General features: G+C 68.5%; 15 protein-coding genes. 10 read left to right on the top strand and 5 right to left on the bottom strand.

Going from position 1 to position 18,800, the window contains the following annotated elements; genetic code table 11:
• Positions 1-51 precede the first annotated feature (51 nt).
• On the top strand, positions 52-1,989 hold the full coding sequence (locus NVV57_01870) for a peptidase M13 (GenBank protein ID MCR6711502.1): 1,938 nt from the start codon (positions 52-54) through the stop codon (positions 1,987-1,989).
• On the opposite strand, the gene NVV57_01875 is transcribed toward NVV57_01870, so the two are convergent.
• Both NVV57_01875 and NVV57_01880 read right to left on the bottom strand, forming a co-directional pair.
• Complete coding sequence (locus NVV57_01875; protein ID MCR6711503.1) at positions 1,979-2,485, bottom strand: isoprenylcysteine carboxylmethyltransferase family protein; 507 nt, start codon at positions 2,483-2,485, stop codon at positions 1,979-1,981. The genes NVV57_01870 and NVV57_01875 overlap by 11 nt on opposite strands.
• The gene (locus NVV57_01880) at positions 2,482-4,329 is read right to left on the bottom strand and encodes an ABC transporter ATP-binding protein/permease (protein ID MCR6711504.1); all 1,848 of its coding nucleotides are present in this window, start codon (positions 4,327-4,329) and stop codon (positions 2,482-2,484) included. Before NVV57_01880 ends, NVV57_01875 begins: the two co-directional genes overlap by 4 nt.
• A 132-nt stretch (positions 4,330-4,461) precedes the next feature.
• Between NVV57_01880 and NVV57_01885 the strand changes: the two genes are divergently transcribed.
• From NVV57_01885 to NVV57_01895, 3 genes are read left to right on the top strand one after another with little or no spacing between them, the layout of a single operon-like run.
• Positions 4,462-5,799: a kelch motif-containing protein gene (locus NVV57_01885; GenBank protein MCR6711505.1), complete on the top strand. Its 1,338-nt coding sequence runs from the start codon at positions 4,462-4,464 to the stop codon at positions 5,797-5,799.
• Positions 5,800-5,829: 30 nt separating this feature from the next.
• On the top strand, positions 5,830-6,954 hold the full coding sequence (locus NVV57_01890; protein MCR6711506.1) for an MFS transporter: 1,125 nt from the start codon (positions 5,830-5,832) through the stop codon (positions 6,952-6,954).
• The gene (locus NVV57_01895) at positions 6,951-7,172 is read left to right on the top strand and encodes a hypothetical protein (protein ID MCR6711507.1); all 222 of its coding nucleotides are present in this window, start codon (positions 6,951-6,953) and stop codon (positions 7,170-7,172) included. Before NVV57_01890 ends, NVV57_01895 begins: the two co-directional genes overlap by 4 nt.
• On the opposite strand, the gene NVV57_01900 is transcribed toward NVV57_01895, so the two are convergent.
• Entirely contained in the window at positions 7,162-8,382 is a 1,221-nt protein-coding gene (locus NVV57_01900; GenBank protein MCR6711508.1) for an MFS transporter, read from the bottom strand. The two genes, NVV57_01895 and NVV57_01900, sit on opposite strands and share 11 nt — an antisense overlap.
• A 172-nt stretch (positions 8,383-8,554) precedes the next feature.
• Between NVV57_01900 and NVV57_01905 the strand changes: the two genes are divergently transcribed.
• Positions 8,555-9,478 (top strand): NADP-dependent oxidoreductase, encoded by a 924-nt coding sequence (locus tag NVV57_01905; GenBank protein MCR6711509.1) that lies wholly within the window; start codon positions 8,555-8,557, stop codon positions 9,476-9,478.
• A gap of 21 nt (positions 9,479-9,499) precedes the next feature.
• Here the strand turns inward: NVV57_01905 and NVV57_01910 are convergent, their stop codons facing one another.
• Both NVV57_01910 and NVV57_01915 read right to left on the bottom strand, forming a co-directional pair.
• Complete coding sequence (locus NVV57_01910) at positions 9,500-10,012, bottom strand: hypothetical protein (GenBank protein MCR6711510.1); 513 nt, start codon at positions 10,010-10,012, stop codon at positions 9,500-9,502.
• Positions 10,013-10,250: 238 nt separating this feature from the next.
• Positions 10,251-11,495, bottom strand: a complete 1,245-nt coding sequence (locus tag NVV57_01915) for an MFS transporter (GenBank protein MCR6711511.1) — start codon at positions 11,493-11,495, stop codon at positions 10,251-10,253.
• A 213-nt stretch (positions 11,496-11,708) separates the two neighbouring features.
• Here NVV57_01915 and NVV57_01920 point away from each other — a divergent pair, with 213 nt between their 5' ends.
• From NVV57_01920 to NVV57_01940, 5 genes are read left to right on the top strand one after another with little or no spacing between them, the layout of a single operon-like run.
• Positions 11,709-12,299: a MarR family winged helix-turn-helix transcriptional regulator gene (locus NVV57_01920; GenBank protein ID MCR6711512.1), complete on the top strand. Its 591-nt coding sequence runs from the start codon at positions 11,709-11,711 to the stop codon at positions 12,297-12,299.
• Positions 12,300-12,312: 13 nt separating this feature from the next.
• Entirely contained in the window at positions 12,313-14,883 is a 2,571-nt protein-coding gene (gene pepN, locus NVV57_01925) for an aminopeptidase N (GenBank protein ID MCR6711513.1), read from the top strand.
• Positions 14,883-17,429, top strand: coding sequence for an aminopeptidase N (pepN, locus tag NVV57_01930; GenBank protein ID MCR6711514.1), 2,547 nt, complete (start codon positions 14,883-14,885; stop codon positions 17,427-17,429). Before pepN (NVV57_01925) ends, pepN (NVV57_01930) begins: the two co-directional genes overlap by 1 nt.
• 51 nt (positions 17,430-17,480) lie before the next feature.
• Positions 17,481-18,578, top strand: a complete 1,098-nt coding sequence (locus NVV57_01935; GenBank protein MCR6711515.1) for a hypothetical protein — start codon at positions 17,481-17,483, stop codon at positions 18,576-18,578.
• Entirely contained in the window at positions 18,575-18,799 is a 225-nt protein-coding gene (locus NVV57_01940) for a hypothetical protein (GenBank protein MCR6711516.1), read from the top strand. Before NVV57_01935 ends, NVV57_01940 begins: the two co-directional genes overlap by 4 nt.
• Position 18,800: the final 1 nt, after the last annotated feature.

Genomic DNA, 18,800 nt, shown 5'->3' on the forward strand with positions numbered 1-18,800 from the left:
CGAGCGCGAAAGTGAACTGGCCCCAGCGTCGGGCCCCGTTAGGGTTGGCCCATGACGAGCGCCTCCGGCATTGATGCAGCCTCCCTCTCGAAGACCATCCGCCCGCAGGACGACTTCTTCCGATACGTGAACGGAACGTGGCTCGACAGCCACGCGATCCCGGCCGACCGCGCGGCGGACGGAACCTTCCACAAGCTGCGCGACGACTCCGAGATCGCGGTGCGGCAGATCATCGAGGAGGCGCCAGAGGACTCGCTCGTGGGGGCGCTGTACCGCAGCTTCATGGACGAGGACACCCTCACGGCACTGGGGACCACCCCGCTCGACAGCGACCTCGCCGAGATCGACGCGGCGGAGTCGCCGGAGTCGCTCGCCGAGCTCCTTGGCCGCCTCCAGCGTGAGGGAACGCAGGGGGGCGTCGGCTACTACGTGTTCGCGGCCAAGGCGGACCCCGATTCGAACGTGGTGTACCTGCTGCAGTCTGGCTTGGGGCTGCCGGATGAGGCGTTCTACCGCGAGGACGCCCACGCGGAGGTTCGCGCAAAGTATGTGGAGCACCTGGCTCGCATGGCGCAGTTGACCGGGATCGGCTTCGACGCCGATGCCGTGATGGCCGTTGAGACGGCGCTCGCCGAGCACCACTGGGACGTGGTGAAGACCCGCGAGGCGGAGCTCACGTACAACCCGACGACGCTGGCGAAGCTCGAGGCCGACGCCCCGGGGTTCCCGTGGCGTGCGTGGGCCGACGCGATCCGCCTGCCCGAGGCCGCGCACGACCTGCTCATCGCGAGCGAGCCGAGCTACCTCAGCGAGTTCGCCCGGCTGTGGTCCTCGCTGCCCCTTGAGCAGTGGAAGGAGTGGCTGCGCTGGAAGCTCGTCGCGTCGATCGCACCGTATCTCACCCCTGAGATCTCCAAGGCGAACTTCGACTTCTACGGGACGGTGCTCAGCGGCGCCACGGAGCAGCGCGTGCGCTGGAAGCGCGGCGTGCAGTTCGTCGAGAGCGCCGCTGGCGAGGCCGTGGGCGCCGAGTATGTGGCACGCCACTTCCCGCCGGACCACAAGGAGCACATGGACCGCCTCGTGGCCACGCTCGTCCGGGCCTACGGCGAGGCCATCGGCGAGCTCGAGTGGATGACGCCCGAGACCAAGGCGAAGGCGCTGGACAAGCTCGCGCAGTTCACTCCGAAGATCGGCTACCCCGACAAGTGGCGCGACTACAGCGGCCTCACCGCGAGCGCGACCGACCTCGTGGGCAACGTCCGCGTCTCGTCCGCCTTCGATGAGGACTGGGACTGGTCAAAGATCGGCAAGCCCGTTGACCGCAGCGAGTGGCTCATGACCCCCCAGACGGTCAACGCCTACTACCTGCCGGTCGCGAACGAGATCGTGTTCCCCGCCGCCATCCTCCAGTCCCCGTTCTTCCACCCGGAGGCCGACGACGCGGTCAACTTTGGTGGCATCGTCGCCGTGATCGGCCACGAGGTTGGGCACGGTTTCGACGACCAGGGCTCCAAGTACGACGGCACCGGCAAGCTCGACGACTGGTGGACGGAGGCCGACCGCGAGGCGTTCATGGAGCGCGCGAACAAGCTCATTGAGCAGTTCGACGGCTACTCCCCCAAGCAGCTCGGCCCCGAGCACACCGTGAACGGCGCGCTGACGGTCGGCGAGAACATCGGCGACCTCGCGGGCGTCGAGGTGGCACTGCGCGCATACGAGATCGCGCTCGGCGGATCGCTTCACAACGCGCCCGTGGTCGACGGCCTCACCGGCGTGCAGCGCTTCTTCATCGGCTACGCGCTCTCCGAGCGCACCAAGCGCCGTGACGAGGCCCTCATCACGCAGATCAACACCGACCCGCACTCGCCGGAGGAGTTCCGCATCAACGGCGTTGTGCGCAACGTGGACGCCTGGTACGAGGCGTTCGACGTCCACGAGGGCGACGAGCTCTACCTGGCCCCGGAGCAGCGCGTCACTATTTGGTGAGGCGCGGACGCTTGGGCCACCATGCGGGCACCTCGGCGCAATATGCCTCGTATTCGGCACCAAACGTAGCGCGGAGCGTCGGCTCTTCGTAGAGCTTGACGAAGAGCACAACGGCCACCGCGAAGACCGCGAGGTACACGAGAAGGCCGAGGCTCGCGAGCAGCAGTGCCTGACCCGCGATGACGGCGCCGACGGCCAAGTACATGGGATTGCGCACGTACCGGTAGGGGCCGCCAACGACGAGCCGCTCGGTAGGTGCGGTGGGCGCTGGGGTGCCCCGCCCGTCGGCCGCGAAGCGCCACACGCCGTACAACAGCACCGCGCTGCCCACCGCGATGAAAACCCACGCCACCGCGACGGCGAACGCCCCTTGGGGGTGTGCCCCCGCGTACTCATAACGTGTTATGAGTAACGGGACCACACCACCCATCACCCCTGGCACGAGGATCACGAAGACGAGGTTGCGGAGCAGGTCGCGGCGCGTGGGCGCGCTCACACCGTCTCCTGCTCGGCCGCGAGGCGCGAGTACAGGCCGCCGAGCGCGAGCAGCTGCGTGTGCGTGCCGGACTCCACGATGTGGCCAGCCTCCACCACGTGGATCACGTCCGCGTCCCTGACGGTCGACAGCCGGTGGGCCACCACCAGGGTGGTCCGGCCCTGCGCCGCGCGGTCGAGCGCCGCCTGCACCACGCGCTCGCTCACCGTGTCGAGCGCGCTCGTGGCCTCGTCGAGCAGCAGCACCTCGGGGTCCTTGAGCAGCACGCGCGCGATCGCGACGCGCTGCTTCTCTCCCCCGCTCAGCCGGTATCCGCGCTCGCCGACGACCGTCTCGTAGCCGTCGTCGAAGCTCATGATGGCGTCGTGGATGTTGGCGGCCTTGCAGGCCTCCTCAAGCTCGGCCTGGGTCGCATCCGGCCTGGCATAGCGCAGGTTCTGCGCGATCGTCGCATGGAACAGATACGTCTCCTGGCTCACCACGCCAACGTGCTCAACGATGCTCTCGTGGGTGAGTCGCCGCACGTCCTCGCCGGCGAAAAGCACGCTCCCGCCCGACGCTTCATAGAGTCGGGCGGCCAGGTACACGATGGTCGTCTTGCCGGCGCCGGAAGGGCCCACGAAGGCGTGCGTCTCGCCGGGGCGAGCCGAGAACGAGACCCCTGCCAGCGTCGGGCGCGAATCCTCCCTGGCATCCGGGTAGCGGAACGTGACGTCCCGGAACTCGATCGCGCCGAGAGGGCCGGGCGCCTCGGAGACCGGCACCGCATCCGGCGCGTCCGAGATCGCGGGAACGAGGTCCAGGTATTCGAAGATGCGGGCGAACAGCGCGCCAGACGTCTGCACATCGAGGGCAACGCGCATGAGGGACATGAGCGGGAACAGGAGCCGCGCCTGGACGGCCGTGAACGCGACGATCGTTCCCGCCGTGATCGCCTCCTCCTGGCCGTGGGTCAGCAACAGTCCTGCTACGAGGTAGATCACGGCCGGAACCGAGCTCATGATGACGCTCACGAGCGCGAAGAACCGCTGCCCCGCCATCGCCTGCCGCACCTGCAGTCGCACGAGGTTGCGGTTCTCCGCTCCGTACCTCTCGGACTCGAGGCGCTGGCGGTTGTGCGTCTTTGACAGGAGGATCCCGCTCACGGAGAGCGTCTCCTGGGTGATCGCGGTGAGCTCGCTGTACGACTCTTGGGTCTTGGTGGCGATGCGTGCGCGCACCTGGCCAACGCGCCGCTGCACCACCACGAGCCCGGGCATGAGGATCACCGCGAGCAGCGTGAGACGCCAATCGAGCGCGATCATCGCGACGAGGCTCGCGATGATCGTCACCGCATTGCCGAGGATGGTCGAGAAAAGCGTGGTGAGGATCCCGGACACGCCGCCGACGTCGTTCTGCAGCCGCGACTGGATGACGCCGGTCTTGGTGCGCGTGAAGAACGCGAGGTCCATGGACTGCAGCCGGTCAAAGACCGTGACTCTGAGGTCACCCGTGACCCTGTTGCCAACGGTGGAGGTGACGTACGTCTGCCACACGCCCAACCCCGCGATTACCAGGTAGAGCGCGATCGTGAGGGCCACCAGCTGCGTCAGAAGGGTCATGTTGACGCCGCCGCTGGGCGGGAAGAGCGCGTCGTCGAAGATCCGCTGCAACACGAGCGGCGGCACCACGGCCGCGGCCGAGCTGAGCAGCACCAGGATCGCGGTCAGCGTGAGGCCCCGGCGGTAGGGACGGAACATGACGACCACGCGCCGCCACAGATGCGGGATCTGCGGGGCCTCCGCGTTCTGCGCCCGGATGACCTCCTCGTCTCCGCGGCCACGGCCCCCTCCGCCGCGGGGCATTCCTCCGAAGGTCACGCCCCAACCCTACGTCGGGGCGAGGGTCACGATCCGGTGACAACAGCGTCGGGCCTGGCACATACCGGCAATATCGCCCGTTAAGGTAGGCGTGAACTTCGCTCAAGGGGGCCACGCGTGATGGGTGCCGAAAAGCGCCACCGCGCGCGCCGACGCTGGGGCTGGCTTGTCGCCGCAGTCGCCGTGACTGCGCTCACCGCATGCGACAGCCCCGGCGCGAACCCCACGCCAACGCCCACCTTCAGCTACACCTCCCCCACTCCCGCGCCCAGCAACACGACCGACGCGAACGGGCGCGCCCTCCCCGGCTTCGTCACGTTCAGCGCGGACCTGCCGCAGGCGCAGGCGCTGCCGCCGGGCCTGCTCGCGCAGACCGGACCCGGATGGAGCCTGCAGACCTACCGCCCACAGGTGGACCCCGTGAACACGGTGGGGGGCGTCGTCCCTGGTATCGCGGCCACCGTGCAGGTCGTGTACCTCGTGAATCCGGAGGGCAGGCGCTACCAGCTGCTGGAGCTGGACCCCGGCACGCCCATCATCATCGAGTCGTGGAGCGCGGGCGAGTCGATCGCATATGTCACCCAGTGCGACCCCATCGAATGCGACCCCACCGCCCCGGCGCAAGTGCTCGACCTGCTCACCGGCGAGCTCAGTTCGCCGACCGGCATCGACGTGTCCATGCACGTGGGCACCACCGCCCGCGACTCGGTGCGGTGGTGGCAGAACGCCCGGAGCGCGGCCTCCCTCGACGCGGCGGGGCGCATCACCACCGTCAAACAGGACTGGGTCGCCGCCTCCATCTCGCCGGACGGCGACTTCCTCGCGGTGGTCCGGGCGGGCGAATACAGCCCCTACGCGTCCTCGGGAACGGCCATCGTCGACACCGCCACTGGCACGATCACGGACCTGGCAAAGCTGTGGGAGGAACCCCTCAGGTGCACGCCATTCCGCTGGCGAGCCGACGACGCGCTCGACGTTTCCTGCTGGGACCCCGAGCGGCTCGTGTGGCGCGTCTTCGCCGTGGGACCGGGCGCCGATGAGATGAAGGAGAACAAGTCCGCGACCGCCACCGCCCCCGACGACGGGCCGTGGGTGCAGCCAGACTTCTTTGTCACGGACGGCGTGTGGGCGGGCCCGTTCACCGCGGACGGTGCGGCGCGCAAGGTGCCCGGCGACGTGGCGATCGGCCTGGCGCGCAACGCCGGCTTTGAGCAGCTCGTGGTGCCCGACGCTGCGGTTGGCTCCGCGCGCATCGTCGCCGCCGTTGACGGCCGGCTCTACATCGAGGCGACGCAGGCGAACAACCTCTCACTGAAGACCGCGTGGGTCTACGACGTGGAGGCGAGCTCGTGGCTCGAGGTGGGGCCGCTGCCGCCCGCTGGAGCCACGCGGGGGCTGCTCGCAAGCGAAGGCTCCCCAGCGTCGGGCATGACGAGCTTCGCCGTTGCACCCTGATGTGTCAGCGCATCGTGAAAGACTGACGGCGTGACCGAGCCGCTAGACCCGATCCCGCAGGATGCGGAACCCGAGGCGTACGCGACGGAACTGCCGCATGGTCACACCTCGCTGTGGCGAAACCGCCCGTACGTGGCGCTGCTGACGGGAGAGACCGTTGCGGCGGTCGGCGTCGAGATCGCGCAGGTCGCGATCCCGATCATCGCGGTGACCTACCTGGTGGCCACCGAGTTCGAGATCGGCGTGCTCGGTATGGCCGAAGGCATCGCGTTCCTGTTGCTGTCTTTGCCGGTTGGCGCGTGGGTCGACAGGGTGTCGCGCAGGCGCGTCATGATCGGCGCGAACATCGTGCGCGGCCTCGCGATGGCGGCGATCCCGATCATGTACTTCAACTTCCGTGAGTCCTTCGATGTGCCGCAGCTGATGGTCATCGCCCTCATCATCTCCGCGGCAGCGGTCTTCTTCGACACGGCGTACATGTCGATCGTGCCCGCTCTCGTCTCGCGAGATCAGCTCGGGGACGCGAACTCGCGGCTGCAGATCTCCTCAGAAACGGCGCGCGCGGCCGGGCCGGGCCTTGGCGGCCTGCTCGCCAAGGCGATCAGCGCCGCGTGGCTGCCGCTCGCGGCGACCTTCGGATACCTCGTGTCCGCGTTCGCGATCTGGAGGATCCCGGCCGACGAGCCGCCCCCACGCGCACACGACTCGAAGTTCCTCGCGGAGATTCGCGAGGGAATCGAGTTCGTCTTCCGCAACCAGTACATCCGGCCCGTGGTGCTCGCGACCACGGCGTCGAACCTGTTCGGCACCGTCGCCTACACGATGATCCCGGTGCTGCTGCTGCGCCAGCTGGGACTCGGTCCCGCGTCCTACGGCCTGATGCTGACGATCTCCTCCGTTGGCGGCATCGCGGGAGCGTTCTCCGCGCCGTGGTGGATCAAGCGCTTCGGTGAAGGCAAGTCCATTCCGGCCACGTACATCTTCGCTTCCGTGCCGCTGTTCATGATGGCGGCGTCCTTCGCAATGCCGCGACCCGCCGCGATCGCCGTGGTCGCCGTTGCGGGGTTCTGGGGGTCGGCGGCATCGTCGCCTTCAACGTGGTCCAGGTGTCGATGCGGCAGAAGCAGTCGCCGCCGCGCATGCTCGCGCGCATGACCGCGTCGATCCGCACGCTGATCTGGGGCGTCGGCCCGCTTGGCGCGCTGCTGAGCGGCATCGTCGCCACCCACTGGGGGCTCCAGTCGGCCTTCTGGATCGGCGCGATCGGCGAGACGATCGGCGTGCTGTTCCTGGTGTTCTCGCCGCTGTGGCGTCTGCGCAAGGTGCCGGATCCCGACTGGATGGCCGAGGAAGACGCCTCCGCTACGGAGTAGGCGTCCGCGCGTCGTACTCGCGCCAGCCGCGTTGAACCCGCGTGAGCACCGCGATGAGGCCGATGATGATGAGTCCGCCGAACAGCGGGGGGCACCACAGCGCGGCCGCGGTGGCGAAGATTCCCGCGTAGAGGTCGCCGATGCGCGGCCCGCCGGTCACCACGACAATGAACACGCCCTGAAGGCGACCGCGCATCTCGTCGGGCGCCGCCTGGATGATCATGGAGCCGCGGAAGATCGCGCTCACCTCGTCGGACGCGCCCATGCCGGCCATCGCGAATGCGAGGATCAGCAGCGCGGGCCAGTAGATGCCGCCCCAGCCGTTTCCTGGGTGGTGGTCAACCCGCGTCATCCAGTACGCGCCCACCCCGAACAGCAGCACAAACGCGCCGTAGACGGTGATCGCTCGAGCGATCGCAACGCCGTGGCGGTGGATGCGCGCAACCGGTCCGGAGAAGACGCTCGTCAGCGCCGTGCCGACGGCTCCGGCCGCGGTGAGCGCGCCCACCGTGAGCGAGCCGCCGCCGATAACCGTGGCACCGAGCGCGGGAAACAGCACGTACGGGCGCCCAAACGTCATCGCGATGATGTCGACGATGAAGCTGAGGCGGATATTGGGTGACTTCCGCAGGAACTCCATGCCCTCGACGAGCACGTGCCAGCCCGCCTCGACCGGCTCGCCGAGCCGCGGCAGCGACGGCAACGTCCAAATCCCGAGGAAGCCGGCGGAGAACAGCACCGCGTCCACGGCGAACGTCCACGGCAGCCCAACACTCGCCGCGAGGATGCCCGCGAGCGCGGGGCCTACGGTGAGCATGGTGCCGAAGGAGATGCCGTTGAGCGCGTTCGCCCTCGAGATCATGTCCGGCGGCAGGATGCGGCCAACGACGGAGCCGCGCGTGGTCATCATGATGGTGCCCGCGACGGAGTTGATGGTGGTCACCACGTAGAACGGCCACACGGGCGAGTGCGAGCCATTGCCCGCCTCCACCGCCTCCCAGACCGACAGCGCCACGAGCCCGAGCACCGACGCCCATGCCACGAGCGCGGAGATGATGAGCACTCGCCGTCGGTCGAAGACGTCCGCGAGCACGCCGCCCCACAGCCCCGCGATGATCATCGGCACCAGCGCCACGCCGCCGACGAGACCCACCATGAACGTGGACTCCGTCATGTCGTAGATCTGCAGGCCAACTGCCACGGCGGACACGAACGTGCCGATGCCGCTGATGAGCCCCCCCGATCCACAAGCGCGCGAATGCCGGGCTCGCCTTCAGTGGAGCGAAGTCGACCAGGTGGCGCTTGGGAAGGTCCGACGCCGCGGTTGCCTCTTGCGCGTCGGTCACCGGAAGATTCTACGTACGTGCGGGGTTGGGCCTTGCATGCGAGCAATCACCTACGCCGAGTTCGGCGACCTTTCCGTTCTGCAGCTCTCCGACATCCCCGAGCCCACGCCCGGGCCCGACGAGGTGATCGTCGAGGTAAAGGCCGTTGGGCTCAACCCCGTGGACTGGAAGGCGCGACAGGGCTACCTGGAGGGGTCGATCGACACGGTTTTCCCCGCGATTCCTGCGTGGGACGTCGCCGGTGTTGTCACGCGGCTTGGCGCAGACACTCCCGAGTTCGAGGTTGGTGACGAGGTCTTCGCGTACGCACGCAAGGACGTACTGCATGGCGGGATGCTCGCCGAGAAGGCCGCCGTCCCCGTGCGGGCGCTCGCCAAGAAGCCAAGGTCGCTGAGCTTTGTCGAGGCCGCTGCAGTGCCACTTGCGGGACTCACGGCGCTACGCACGGTCCGGCGCGCGCACGTGGAGGCGGGCGACCGAGTCCTCATTCACAACGGCTCGGGCGGCGTCGGATCGTTCGCGATCCAGCTCGCCATCGCGGCCGGGGCAACGGTCACGGCAACCGCCTCCGAGCGAAATCACGACTACGTGCGTTCGCTCGGCGCAACCCCGATCACGTATGGCGACGGCGTCGCCGACCGCGCGCTCGACGTGCATCCGGAAGGCTACGACGTGGTGCTGGACTACATCGGTAAGGAGGCGGTTGAGGCGAGCGCGCCGCTCTTGCGCTCGGGATCCCGCCTCGTGACGATCGCGGCGGGCAAGTCGGCGATCGAACTGGGCGGGTCAGTGGTGTGGGTGCGACCAGACTCCGCGGCGCTGGGCGAACTCGCCGAACTGATCGACGAAGGCAAAGTCCGCGTCGAGGTTGCGCGCACCTACCCCCTCGAGGAGGCCGCGGACGCCTACCGCGAACTCGAAGGCGGCCACGTGCGGGGCAAGATCGTGGTGACCGTGTGAGTGCCGGGACCTCGCTCCTCCTCAGTCTGTAGGGAAGCAGTCCACTCCGAAAACAGGGTCGTTGGTCGGGCCCGAGGGTGTGGCCAGTTCGAGCGCGAGTAGCTCGATCTCGCTTCGTGTTGCGGCGTCATCGACCTCCACCCCATTGTCGCGTAGGCAGTCGATGATGCCTTGGCGGTCCACGCGTTCCCAGTGGTCTTGCTCGATTGCGGCGTTCTTCGGCTGCCATATGTAGAGCTGCTCAGCGAGTGAGCTGTAGCGGGTGGCGCACTCGTCCATCACGGCCTGACTCGCGTCACTGCCCAGCGCCGTCGACTCGGTGATCGCATAGCTGGGAACGGGAAATCCGTAGGTGTCGAGCGGATCCTGCCAGTGAGCCTGCAGCCCCTGCTTCTCCACGCACTCGAAGTTCAACTCGATGAGGCCTGTGACGTCGGCCCAGGTGAGTTCGCCTGACGGCGCCGCCGATTCCAACACCTGCTGTTGCTCCTCGCCGATGGTTTGGAATTCGCCGGTCTGCTCGAAGTACGCCACCCATGACGAGATTGACGAGCCAGAAGTAGGCGCGGCGGAAACCGCCGTACGAGGTGATGAGCACGCCGCAACGCTGATTCCTAGAGCGACCACAGCGCCAATTGCCAGGGCACGCATTCCTGCGTTGCGTGCAAAGTCCGTCATTGCGCACACATCCCACGCGTCCTCAGGCTCCGTGCGCTACCGACGCTAACGAGTTGTTGCAGAGCTCGCGCGCTGAGGTTGTACAAGATCGCGGCTACACCGCGCCGAGCGGCTCCGCTTGGGCATGGTCCGCGACCTTTCCAGACGTGCGCCTCGTGACTGCCCACCCCGCGAGCGCGAACATGACTCCCGGCACGCAGAGCGCGAGCCCGAGCCAGGTTGGGGCGAGGTAACCCCACCCCGCGGCAATCGCGGCTCCGCCGAGGAACGCACCGAGCGAGTTGCCGAGGTTGAGGGCCGAGTGGTTCACCGCGGCGGCCATGGTCTGGGAGTCGCCCGCGACGTCCATGAGTCGGGTCTGGATCGCGGGCGAGATCGCGGCCGCCGACGCGCCGACCAGCAGCACACCAACGAGCATCCCCGGAAGCGTGCTCGCCAAGAGGCCGAGCACAACGAGCGACGCAGCGAACACACCGAACAGTTGGAACACGGCACGGATGGCGCCGCGGTCGGCCATGCGCCCGCCGATGACGTTGCCGATTGTCATGCCGATGCCGAGCATGGCGAGCGCGAGCGGCACGAAGGCGGGGCTCGCGTGGGCCACCTCGGTGGTCATGGGCGCCACGTACGAGTACACGGCGAAGAATCCACCGAACCCTAGGGCGCCGGTGAGAAGCGCGAACCACACCGCCGGCTTGCCGAAGGCGGCGAGTTCTCGGCGCATCGTGGCGTGAGGGTCCTTCTCACCGCGTGGCACGAGGAGGGCGATCGCGACGGTGGCGATGGTGAAGATCACGGCAACGAGGCCGTAGGCGACGCGCCAGCTGGCGTGTTGGCCAACAAAGGTGATCGCGGGGACTCCGACGACGTTCGCGATGGTCAGGCCCGCGAGCACATAGGCGACGGCGCGTCCGCGCTGCGACGGTCCCATGAGGCGCGCGGCCACCAGAGCCGCGATGCCGAAGTAGGCGCCGTGTGGCAACCCGGCGAGGAACCGGAAGGCGAGCGCCGCCCCGAACGTGGGCGCGAGCGCGGACGCGATGGTCGCGACAGTGAACGCGACGCCAAGGGTGACGAGCACGGCTTTGCGCTCGAAGCGGGCGGCGAAGGCGGCGATCGTGGGGGCGCCGACGACAACGCCGAGCGCATAGGCCGAGATGACCCAGCCGGCGCGCGAAATCGCCGCGTCCTGGTTTGAGGCCCACAGCGCCGGCTCGAGGCCCTGCGCGATCTGAGGCAGCACGCCCATCGCGACGAACTCGGTGGTGCCGATGCCAAAGCCGCCGAGCGCGAGCGCGAGCAGCGCCAAGCGCGTCTTCGCAGGCGTAAGTGAGGACAAGGGGCCACCGTCCGGGTCTGAGGTGAGCCCAGCGTCGGGCCTGGTGAGTGAGACGCAGGCAAGCCGCCCGCTATTCCCAACGTTACCGTTCGGTAGGCGAGGGGCACAGCCCAGGCGTGACCCGCGTCCCCAACCCCCGCGGCGCCGAACCCTGTCCACAGGCGGCGCCGCTCCGAGGTGGGACTCTCTTCCGCCAGTCATAACGTGTTATGAGTGACAGAAGAGACACCCACCAGGGCGATGACCCAGCAAGAGGTCAGCCAGATGATCATCGACCAATACCTCGAGGAGTCGCGCCGCGCCGAGGCGAGGTGGGAGGGGTATGACGACGAGCTCGACGACTCGGTGAGCCTCGCGTTTGAGGTGGTGCGCGCCGCCAGGGCGTTTGAGCATCACCTCATGCTCGCGGCCAAAGACCTCACCATGACCGCCCTGCAGGCGCGGTTCGCGTGGTTGCTTGCGACGGAGCCCGGGGGCGTGCCGGTGAGCAGGCTCTGGGTGGAACTGGGGATGAGCCAGCCGGGCGCCCATCAGATGATCCAGCGGATGCTGGCGAGGGGACTCGTCGAACTCGATATCAGCTCGTGGGACACCCGCAACGTGGTGGTGCGGCTCACGGACCTGGGACTGGCCCAGTGGGCGGAGGTCAAGCACCGCTTGCGCGACGTGTGCCAAGAGCTTCGCGACGGCGTGGGCGAGCCACAGGTCCCGGAGCTCCGCGGCAACCTCCAGGAGATCGAGCGCGTCGACGAGCGGTTCCCATTCTTCAGGTCTCTCCGGAACCCCACATGGTTGCTGTCGTGAAAGACTTATCCCCATGCCTGGAACCAATCTCACGCGCGCCGAGGCAGAAGCCCGTGCCGCCATCGTCTCCACCGAGACCTACCGCATCGAGCTGGACCTCACCACCACCGAGGACACCTTCCGCTCAAGCTCGACCGTGACCTTCGCCGCCACCCCCGGCGCGGACACGTTCATCGACCTCATCGCCCCCGAGGTCCTCAGCATCACGCTCAACGGCGAGCAGCTGGACCCCGCCACGCACTTCGCGGACTCCCGCATCACGCTCCCCAACCTCAAGGAGCACAACGAGCTCACCGTGGTCGCCAACTGCGCCTACATGAACACGGGCGAGGGCCTGCACCGCTTCATCGACCCCGAGGACGGCGAGACCTACCTGTACTCGCAGTTCGAGGTCGCGGACACGCGCCGCGTCTACGCCGTGTTCGAGCAGCCGGACCTCAAGGCCACGTTCCAGTTCACGATCGCCGCGCCGCGTCACTGGCACGTGATCTCCAACTCCCCCACGCCGGCCGCGATCCAGACCCTGCAGTACCCGCCGCCCGCTCACGCCACTTGGGCGTTCAAACCCACGCCGCGAATCCCCTGCTACGTCACCGCGATCGTCGCCGGGCCGTACCACCGCGTTGAGGGTTCGGTGCTGAGCCGCAAGGGTCGCATCGGCGCCGACGTGTACTGCCGCAAGGCCCTCGCGGACTACCTGGACGCCGACGTCATCATCGACGAGACGCAGGCCGCATTCGAGTTCTACGAGAAGCACTTCGAGATGGACTACCCGTTCGAGAAGTACGACCAGCTCTTCGTCCCCGAGTTCAACGCGGGCGCCATGGAGAATGCCGGCTGCGTGACCCTGCTCGAGGACTACGTGTTCCGCGGGAAGGTTGCCACGGCACGCCGCGAGCGTCGCACCGTCACCGTGCTCCACGAACTGGCCCACATGTGGTTCGGCGACCTCGTCACCATGAAGTGGTGGAACGACCTGTGGCTCAACGAGAGCTTCGCCGAGTTCGCCTCCACCCTCGCGACCGCAGAGGTCACCAAGTACAAGAACTCGTGGGTGACGTTCAACTCTCTCGAGAAGTCCTGGGCGTACCGCCAGGACCAGCTCCCCAGCACGCACCCGATCATGGCGAACATCCGCGACCTCGAGGATGTGGAGGTCAACTTCGACGGCATCACCTACGCGAAGGGCGCGTCCGTGCTGCGCCAGCTGGTCGCATGGGTGGGCCAGGACGCGTTCTTCCAGGGCGTCGCCGAGTACTTCCGCAAGCACCACCACGGCAACGCCACCCTCGGTGACCTGCTCGCCGAACTGGAGAAAGCGTCGGGCCGCGACCTCAGCAGCTGGTCAGACGTGTGGCTGCAGAAGGCTGGCGTCACCACGCTCCGCCCCGTCATCGAGACGGACGAGAATGACGTGATTACCAGGTTCGACGTGGCCCAGGAGGCCCCCGCCGAATGGCCGACGCTGCGCCCTCACCGCTTGCGCATCGGCGGCTACGACGTGATCGAGGGCCGCCTGGAGCAGGTCTGGATCGAGGAGACCGACGTCGACGGAGCGCTCACGCCGATCCCCGACCTCGTCGGCCGCCCGCGGCCCTCGCTCATCCTCGTCAACGACGACGACCTCGCGTATGCGAAGGTGCGCCTCGACGACGCTTCGCTCGCGACCGCGGTCGGCTCGCTCGACACGCTGCCCCCGCTCCCCCGCTCCCTGGTGCTCGCCGGCGCGTGGGACATGACCCGCGACGCGGAGATGCCCGCTCGCCAGTTCATCTCCCTCGTCCTGGGCAACATCGCCGCCGAGAGCGAGTCCACGGTGGTCCTCGTGCTGCTCCGCCAGCTCGCGACGACGCTCAGCCTGTACGTGGCGCCCGGCGCCGCCAAGGAGGAGACGGAGAAGGCGGCCGACGCGCTGTGGCAGCTCACGCTCCAAGCCGAGGCCGGCAGCGACAACCAGCTGCAGTTCCTCCGCGCGTTTGCAGGCCTCGCAAGCACGGACGCGCAGCTCGACAACCTCGAGGCGCTTCTCGACGACAAGCTCCACCTTGACGAGCTGCCGATCGACGCCGACCTCGCGTGGGACCTCCTCGGCGGCCTCGTCGCGGGCGGCCGCGCCGAGGAGATCGCGATCGAGGTGCAGCTGAGCAAGGACGCGACGGCCTCCGGGCAGCGCCGGGCCGCGCACTCCCGCGCCGCCCTCCCAACCGCCGCGGGCAAGCGCGCGGCATGGGACGCTCTCGTCAACCCGAAGTCGGGAGAGGAGCTGCCGAACGCGATCATGTTCGAGGCGATCACGGGCTTCAACCGCGCCCACGACCTGTCGCTGCTCGAGCCGTACGCGGACGAGTACTTCGCGATGCTGCGCACCACCTACACGGACCGCACCAACGAGACCGCGCAGAACCTCATCGAGGGCCTGTACCCGGTCGAGCTCGCGGGCCGCGTGCCGGACCTGCAGGCCAAGGCCGAGGAGTGGCTTGCCGCGAACGAGGACGCGCATGACGCCCTCAAGCGCATGGTCATCGAGGGTCACGACGGCGTGCGCAGGGCGCTCGAGGCGCAGGCGAAGGACGCGCAGGACTAGTGGCCAACATCAAGCGCGAGGAGGCGGCCGCGCGCGCGGCGCTCATCGCGAGCGCAGAGTACGACGTCACGTTCGACTTCACGGGCGGCGGCGACACGTTCCGCTCGCGCAGCGTGGTGCGCTTCGCCGGCGTGCCCGGCGAGGCGACGTTCGTCGACGTCGTCGCCGCGGGCGTGACGAGCGCGACGCTCAACGGCGTCGCGCTGTTCGACCCGACGGGCGGCCGCCTCGCGCTTCCCGGCCTCGCGGCGGACAACGAGCTCGTGGTCGAGGCGGAGTTCGCGTACTCGAACGCGGGCGTCGGCATCCACCGCTTCGTGGACCCGGAGAACGGCGAGACCTTCCTCTACAGCCAGTTCGCGACCATGTACGCGAGCCACGCCTTCGCGTGCTTCGACCAGCCCGATATCAAGGGCACCTTCGCGTTCACCGTCACCGCCCCAGGCAACTGGGTGGTCGCCTCGAACTCGCGGGCGCCGCTTCCCAGTGGGGGGCCCGACGGCCCGCTCACCTGGGCATTCGACCGCACCGTCCCCCTCCCCACCTATGCGACTGCCGTGTGCGCGGGGCCGTACGCGTTCGTCGAGGGAACCATCCAATCCGTGAAGGGCGAGATCCCGGCGCGCGTCTACGGGCGGCCGCAGCTCCTGGAGCACTTCGCGGCCGAGCGGATCTTCGCGGACAGCCAGGCCGGGTTCGAACTCTACGAGCGCATCTTCGACACCGAGTTCCCCTACGACTCCTACGACCACGTCTACGCGCCGCAGTACAACTTCGGCGCCATGGAGAACGCGGGCTGCGTGACCGTCTCCGAGGACCGGCTGCTGTTCCGCGGCCGCGCGAGCGACGCGCAACTCGAGTTCCGCACGGTCGTCGTCATGCACGAGCTGGCCCACATGTGGTTCGGCGACCTCGTCACCATGAGGTGGTGGGACGACCTGTGGCTCAACGAATCGTTCGCGGAGTACGTCGGCACGTACGCAGCGGCGGTAGCCACCGAGTGGGCAGACGCATGGGTCACCTTCGCGGCCGAGCGCAAATCCATCGCCTACGCCACGGATCAGCTGCCCACGACGCACCCGGTGCTCTCGGACCTGCCGGACGTGGACTCGGTGGCCGGCGCGTTCGACATGATCACCTACGCCAAGGGGGCGTCGGCGCTCAAGCAGCTCGCCGCGACCCTCGGCGAGGACACCTTCTTCGCAGGCGTCGCCGCGTACCTGAAGAAGCACGCCTTCTCCAACGCGACCCTCGGCGACCTGTTCTCCGAACTGGAGGCAGCGTCGGGCCGATCGCTGAACGGGTGGCGCACGGCCTGGCTCGAGACGCCGGGCGTGACGACGCTCGCCGCGGAGGTCACCGCCGACGCGAGCGACCGCATCACGGCCGTTGCGGTGACGGAGGCCGCGCCGGAGCGCTGGCCGCTGCCGCGCCCGCACACGCTCGTGGTGGCGGGCCTTGAGCTGTCCGACGGCGTTCTCACCTCCGCGTTCGAGGTCCCCGTGGAGACAGACGGGCCGAGCACCGAGGTGGAGCGGCTCGTTTCGCAGCCGCGACCGGCGCTGCTGCTGCCGAACGGGGGCGATCTGACGTACGCGAAACTGCACCTGGACCCGGTGTCGCTCGCTGCCGCTCGCGACCACGCCGCCCACATCGCCGACCCCATGAGCCAGGCGCTCGTGCTCGACGCGCTGTGGCACATGTGCCGGGACGGCGTGCTGTCCGCGAGGGACTACGTGGAGCCGACACTTGCGGCTCTACCAGGCATCACGGTGTCCGCGGTGCGCGAGTCGCACCTGCGAACGATCGTCACCGCCGTGGCGCGATACGCGGCGCCGGACACCGCTCAGCAGCTGGGCGCCGACGCCGCCGAGGCCGCGTGGGCCGCCCTCGAGGGCGCGGAACCCGGATCTGACGCGCAGCTGCTGTTCCTCAAGGGCTATGCCTGGCTCGCGCGAACGCCGGGCCAGGCGGATCGGATCGAGGCGCTGCTCGGCGACGTGCTTCACCTTGACGGGCTGCCGATCGACACCGAGCTGGCGTGGGACCTGCTTACGGCGCTTGCCCAGTGCGGGCGCGCGGACGACGCGACCGTCTCCGAGCACCTCACCAAGGACGCGACCGCGGCCGGCGAGCGCAGGGCTGCAGGCGTTCGGGCGGCAATAGGAACGCTCGAGGCCAAGCAACGAGCCTGGGACCTGTTGGCACACCCCGATGGCGCTCCCCTGGCCAATGCCTTCGCGTATGAGGTGGCGCTCGGGTTCGCGAAGGCGACAGATGCGGCGTTCATGGCTCCGCTCGGTGAGGCGTTCTTCGCCGAGGTGCGCGGGCTGTTCGACTCGGTGGACGTCTACGTCGGCCTGCGCGTTGTGCAGTATGCGTACCCGTCGTTCCTGGTAGGTCGTGGAGTCGACATCGTCGGGCTCGGCGAGCGGTGGGTCGCGGAGAATGCCGACGCGCATCCGGTGCTCATGAAGCTCATGGTCGAGGGCCTGGATCATGCGCGCAGGGCTGCAGCGGCGCAGGAATCTTCCGCTTCCGTGTGAACCTCGCCACTCTCCCTTCGATCTGGGGGTGAGTCCCGTAGAGTTCCTGGCGTGAAGACTGAGGGACTTCGCGGCGCCTCCGTGCGCCGCGTTCTTGCTGTTATGGGCCTTGTTGGCGCGCTCGCCTGGGTGGCGCCGGCCGCGCTCGCGGACTCGAACGACAACGGCGGCTTCGAGGGCTTCGCCCTTGGCGACCCCGTTGGCCAGTTCGGGTGGACCGCGAATGACGTCGGCGCGTACCACGCGGCCAACTTCGACGTCGCCATCGTCGATCCGTCCGCGGTGTGGGGCAGCGCCCTGGGGTCGCGGGCGCTGCGCGTGTCCAATGCCGTGTCGTCCGGCGGGTTCGGCAACCAGCTGCAATCGGCCTCGCTGACGAACGACGCGGGAGAGACCGACGCCGTGAACAGCGCACTCTCCGGCGGCACGCGCCAGACGCGCTTCAGCGGCACCATCTCCTTCGCATCGGCCACCCAGACCTACCAGCCGGGGCTCGTGTTCGGGTTCTTCCCCGACCGCGGCGACGGCGCCCGCATGGCGAACTTCCGCATCTCGGATCAGCCGGACGGACTGCAGTTGGACGTCAGCCTCGTTGACCTCGACGCCGACAACTTCGTCTATCACACCATCGCGTCCGGGCTGTCGCGGACTGAGGTGCACACCCTGGAGTTCACCCTGGACTTCGTCGACGGCTCCAACAACGACGTGCTGTGGCTCGGCGTGGACGACTCCACCTGCACCACGTTCTCGGCCTCGGGCTCGTGGGAGGAGTACCACCGCCAGTGGGCCGGAAACGACCCGCCCATCACGTTCCCCGTGGACTCCATCATGTTCCGCGTGTACAACCCTCCCGCTCCCGCGAACGCGGGCGGGGGCATCCTGTTCGACACCTTCAACTTCAGCAGCTCCACGGTTCCCGCCATGCGCGGCGAGGGCGCTCCGGCAGCCCCGCAAGCTCCCGTCGCCACCGTGGATGGTCAGGCGGTCCACGTGACCACGTCGGCGCCGGCCACGAATGTGTGCCAGCCAGTGACCTCCTACACGGCCACGCTCACGCCTCAGGGTGGCGGTACCCCGATCACCCTCACCGGTCCCACTCCCGACTTCGACTTCGACGGCGTCCCCCTGGCACCTACACGGTTATCGTGACCGCCACGAACAGCGCCGGCGCCTCCGACCCATCCCAAGGGTCAACGGCGACGGTTACCGCGCTCGCGAGCCCCTCGCCGTCGCCGGACCCGAGCGATAGCGATGGCGACGGCAATCCTGATGACGAACTGGCCAACACCGGCCCGACGCTGGCTCCCCTTGCGGCGATAGCGCTCGGCTTGGTGGCGCTCGGGTTCGTGGTGCGGCGGCGCGGGGCCTGAG

This window comes from Demequina sp., from assembly GCA_024707205.1.
Lineage (GTDB): Bacteria > Actinomycetota > Actinomycetes > Actinomycetales > Demequinaceae > Demequina.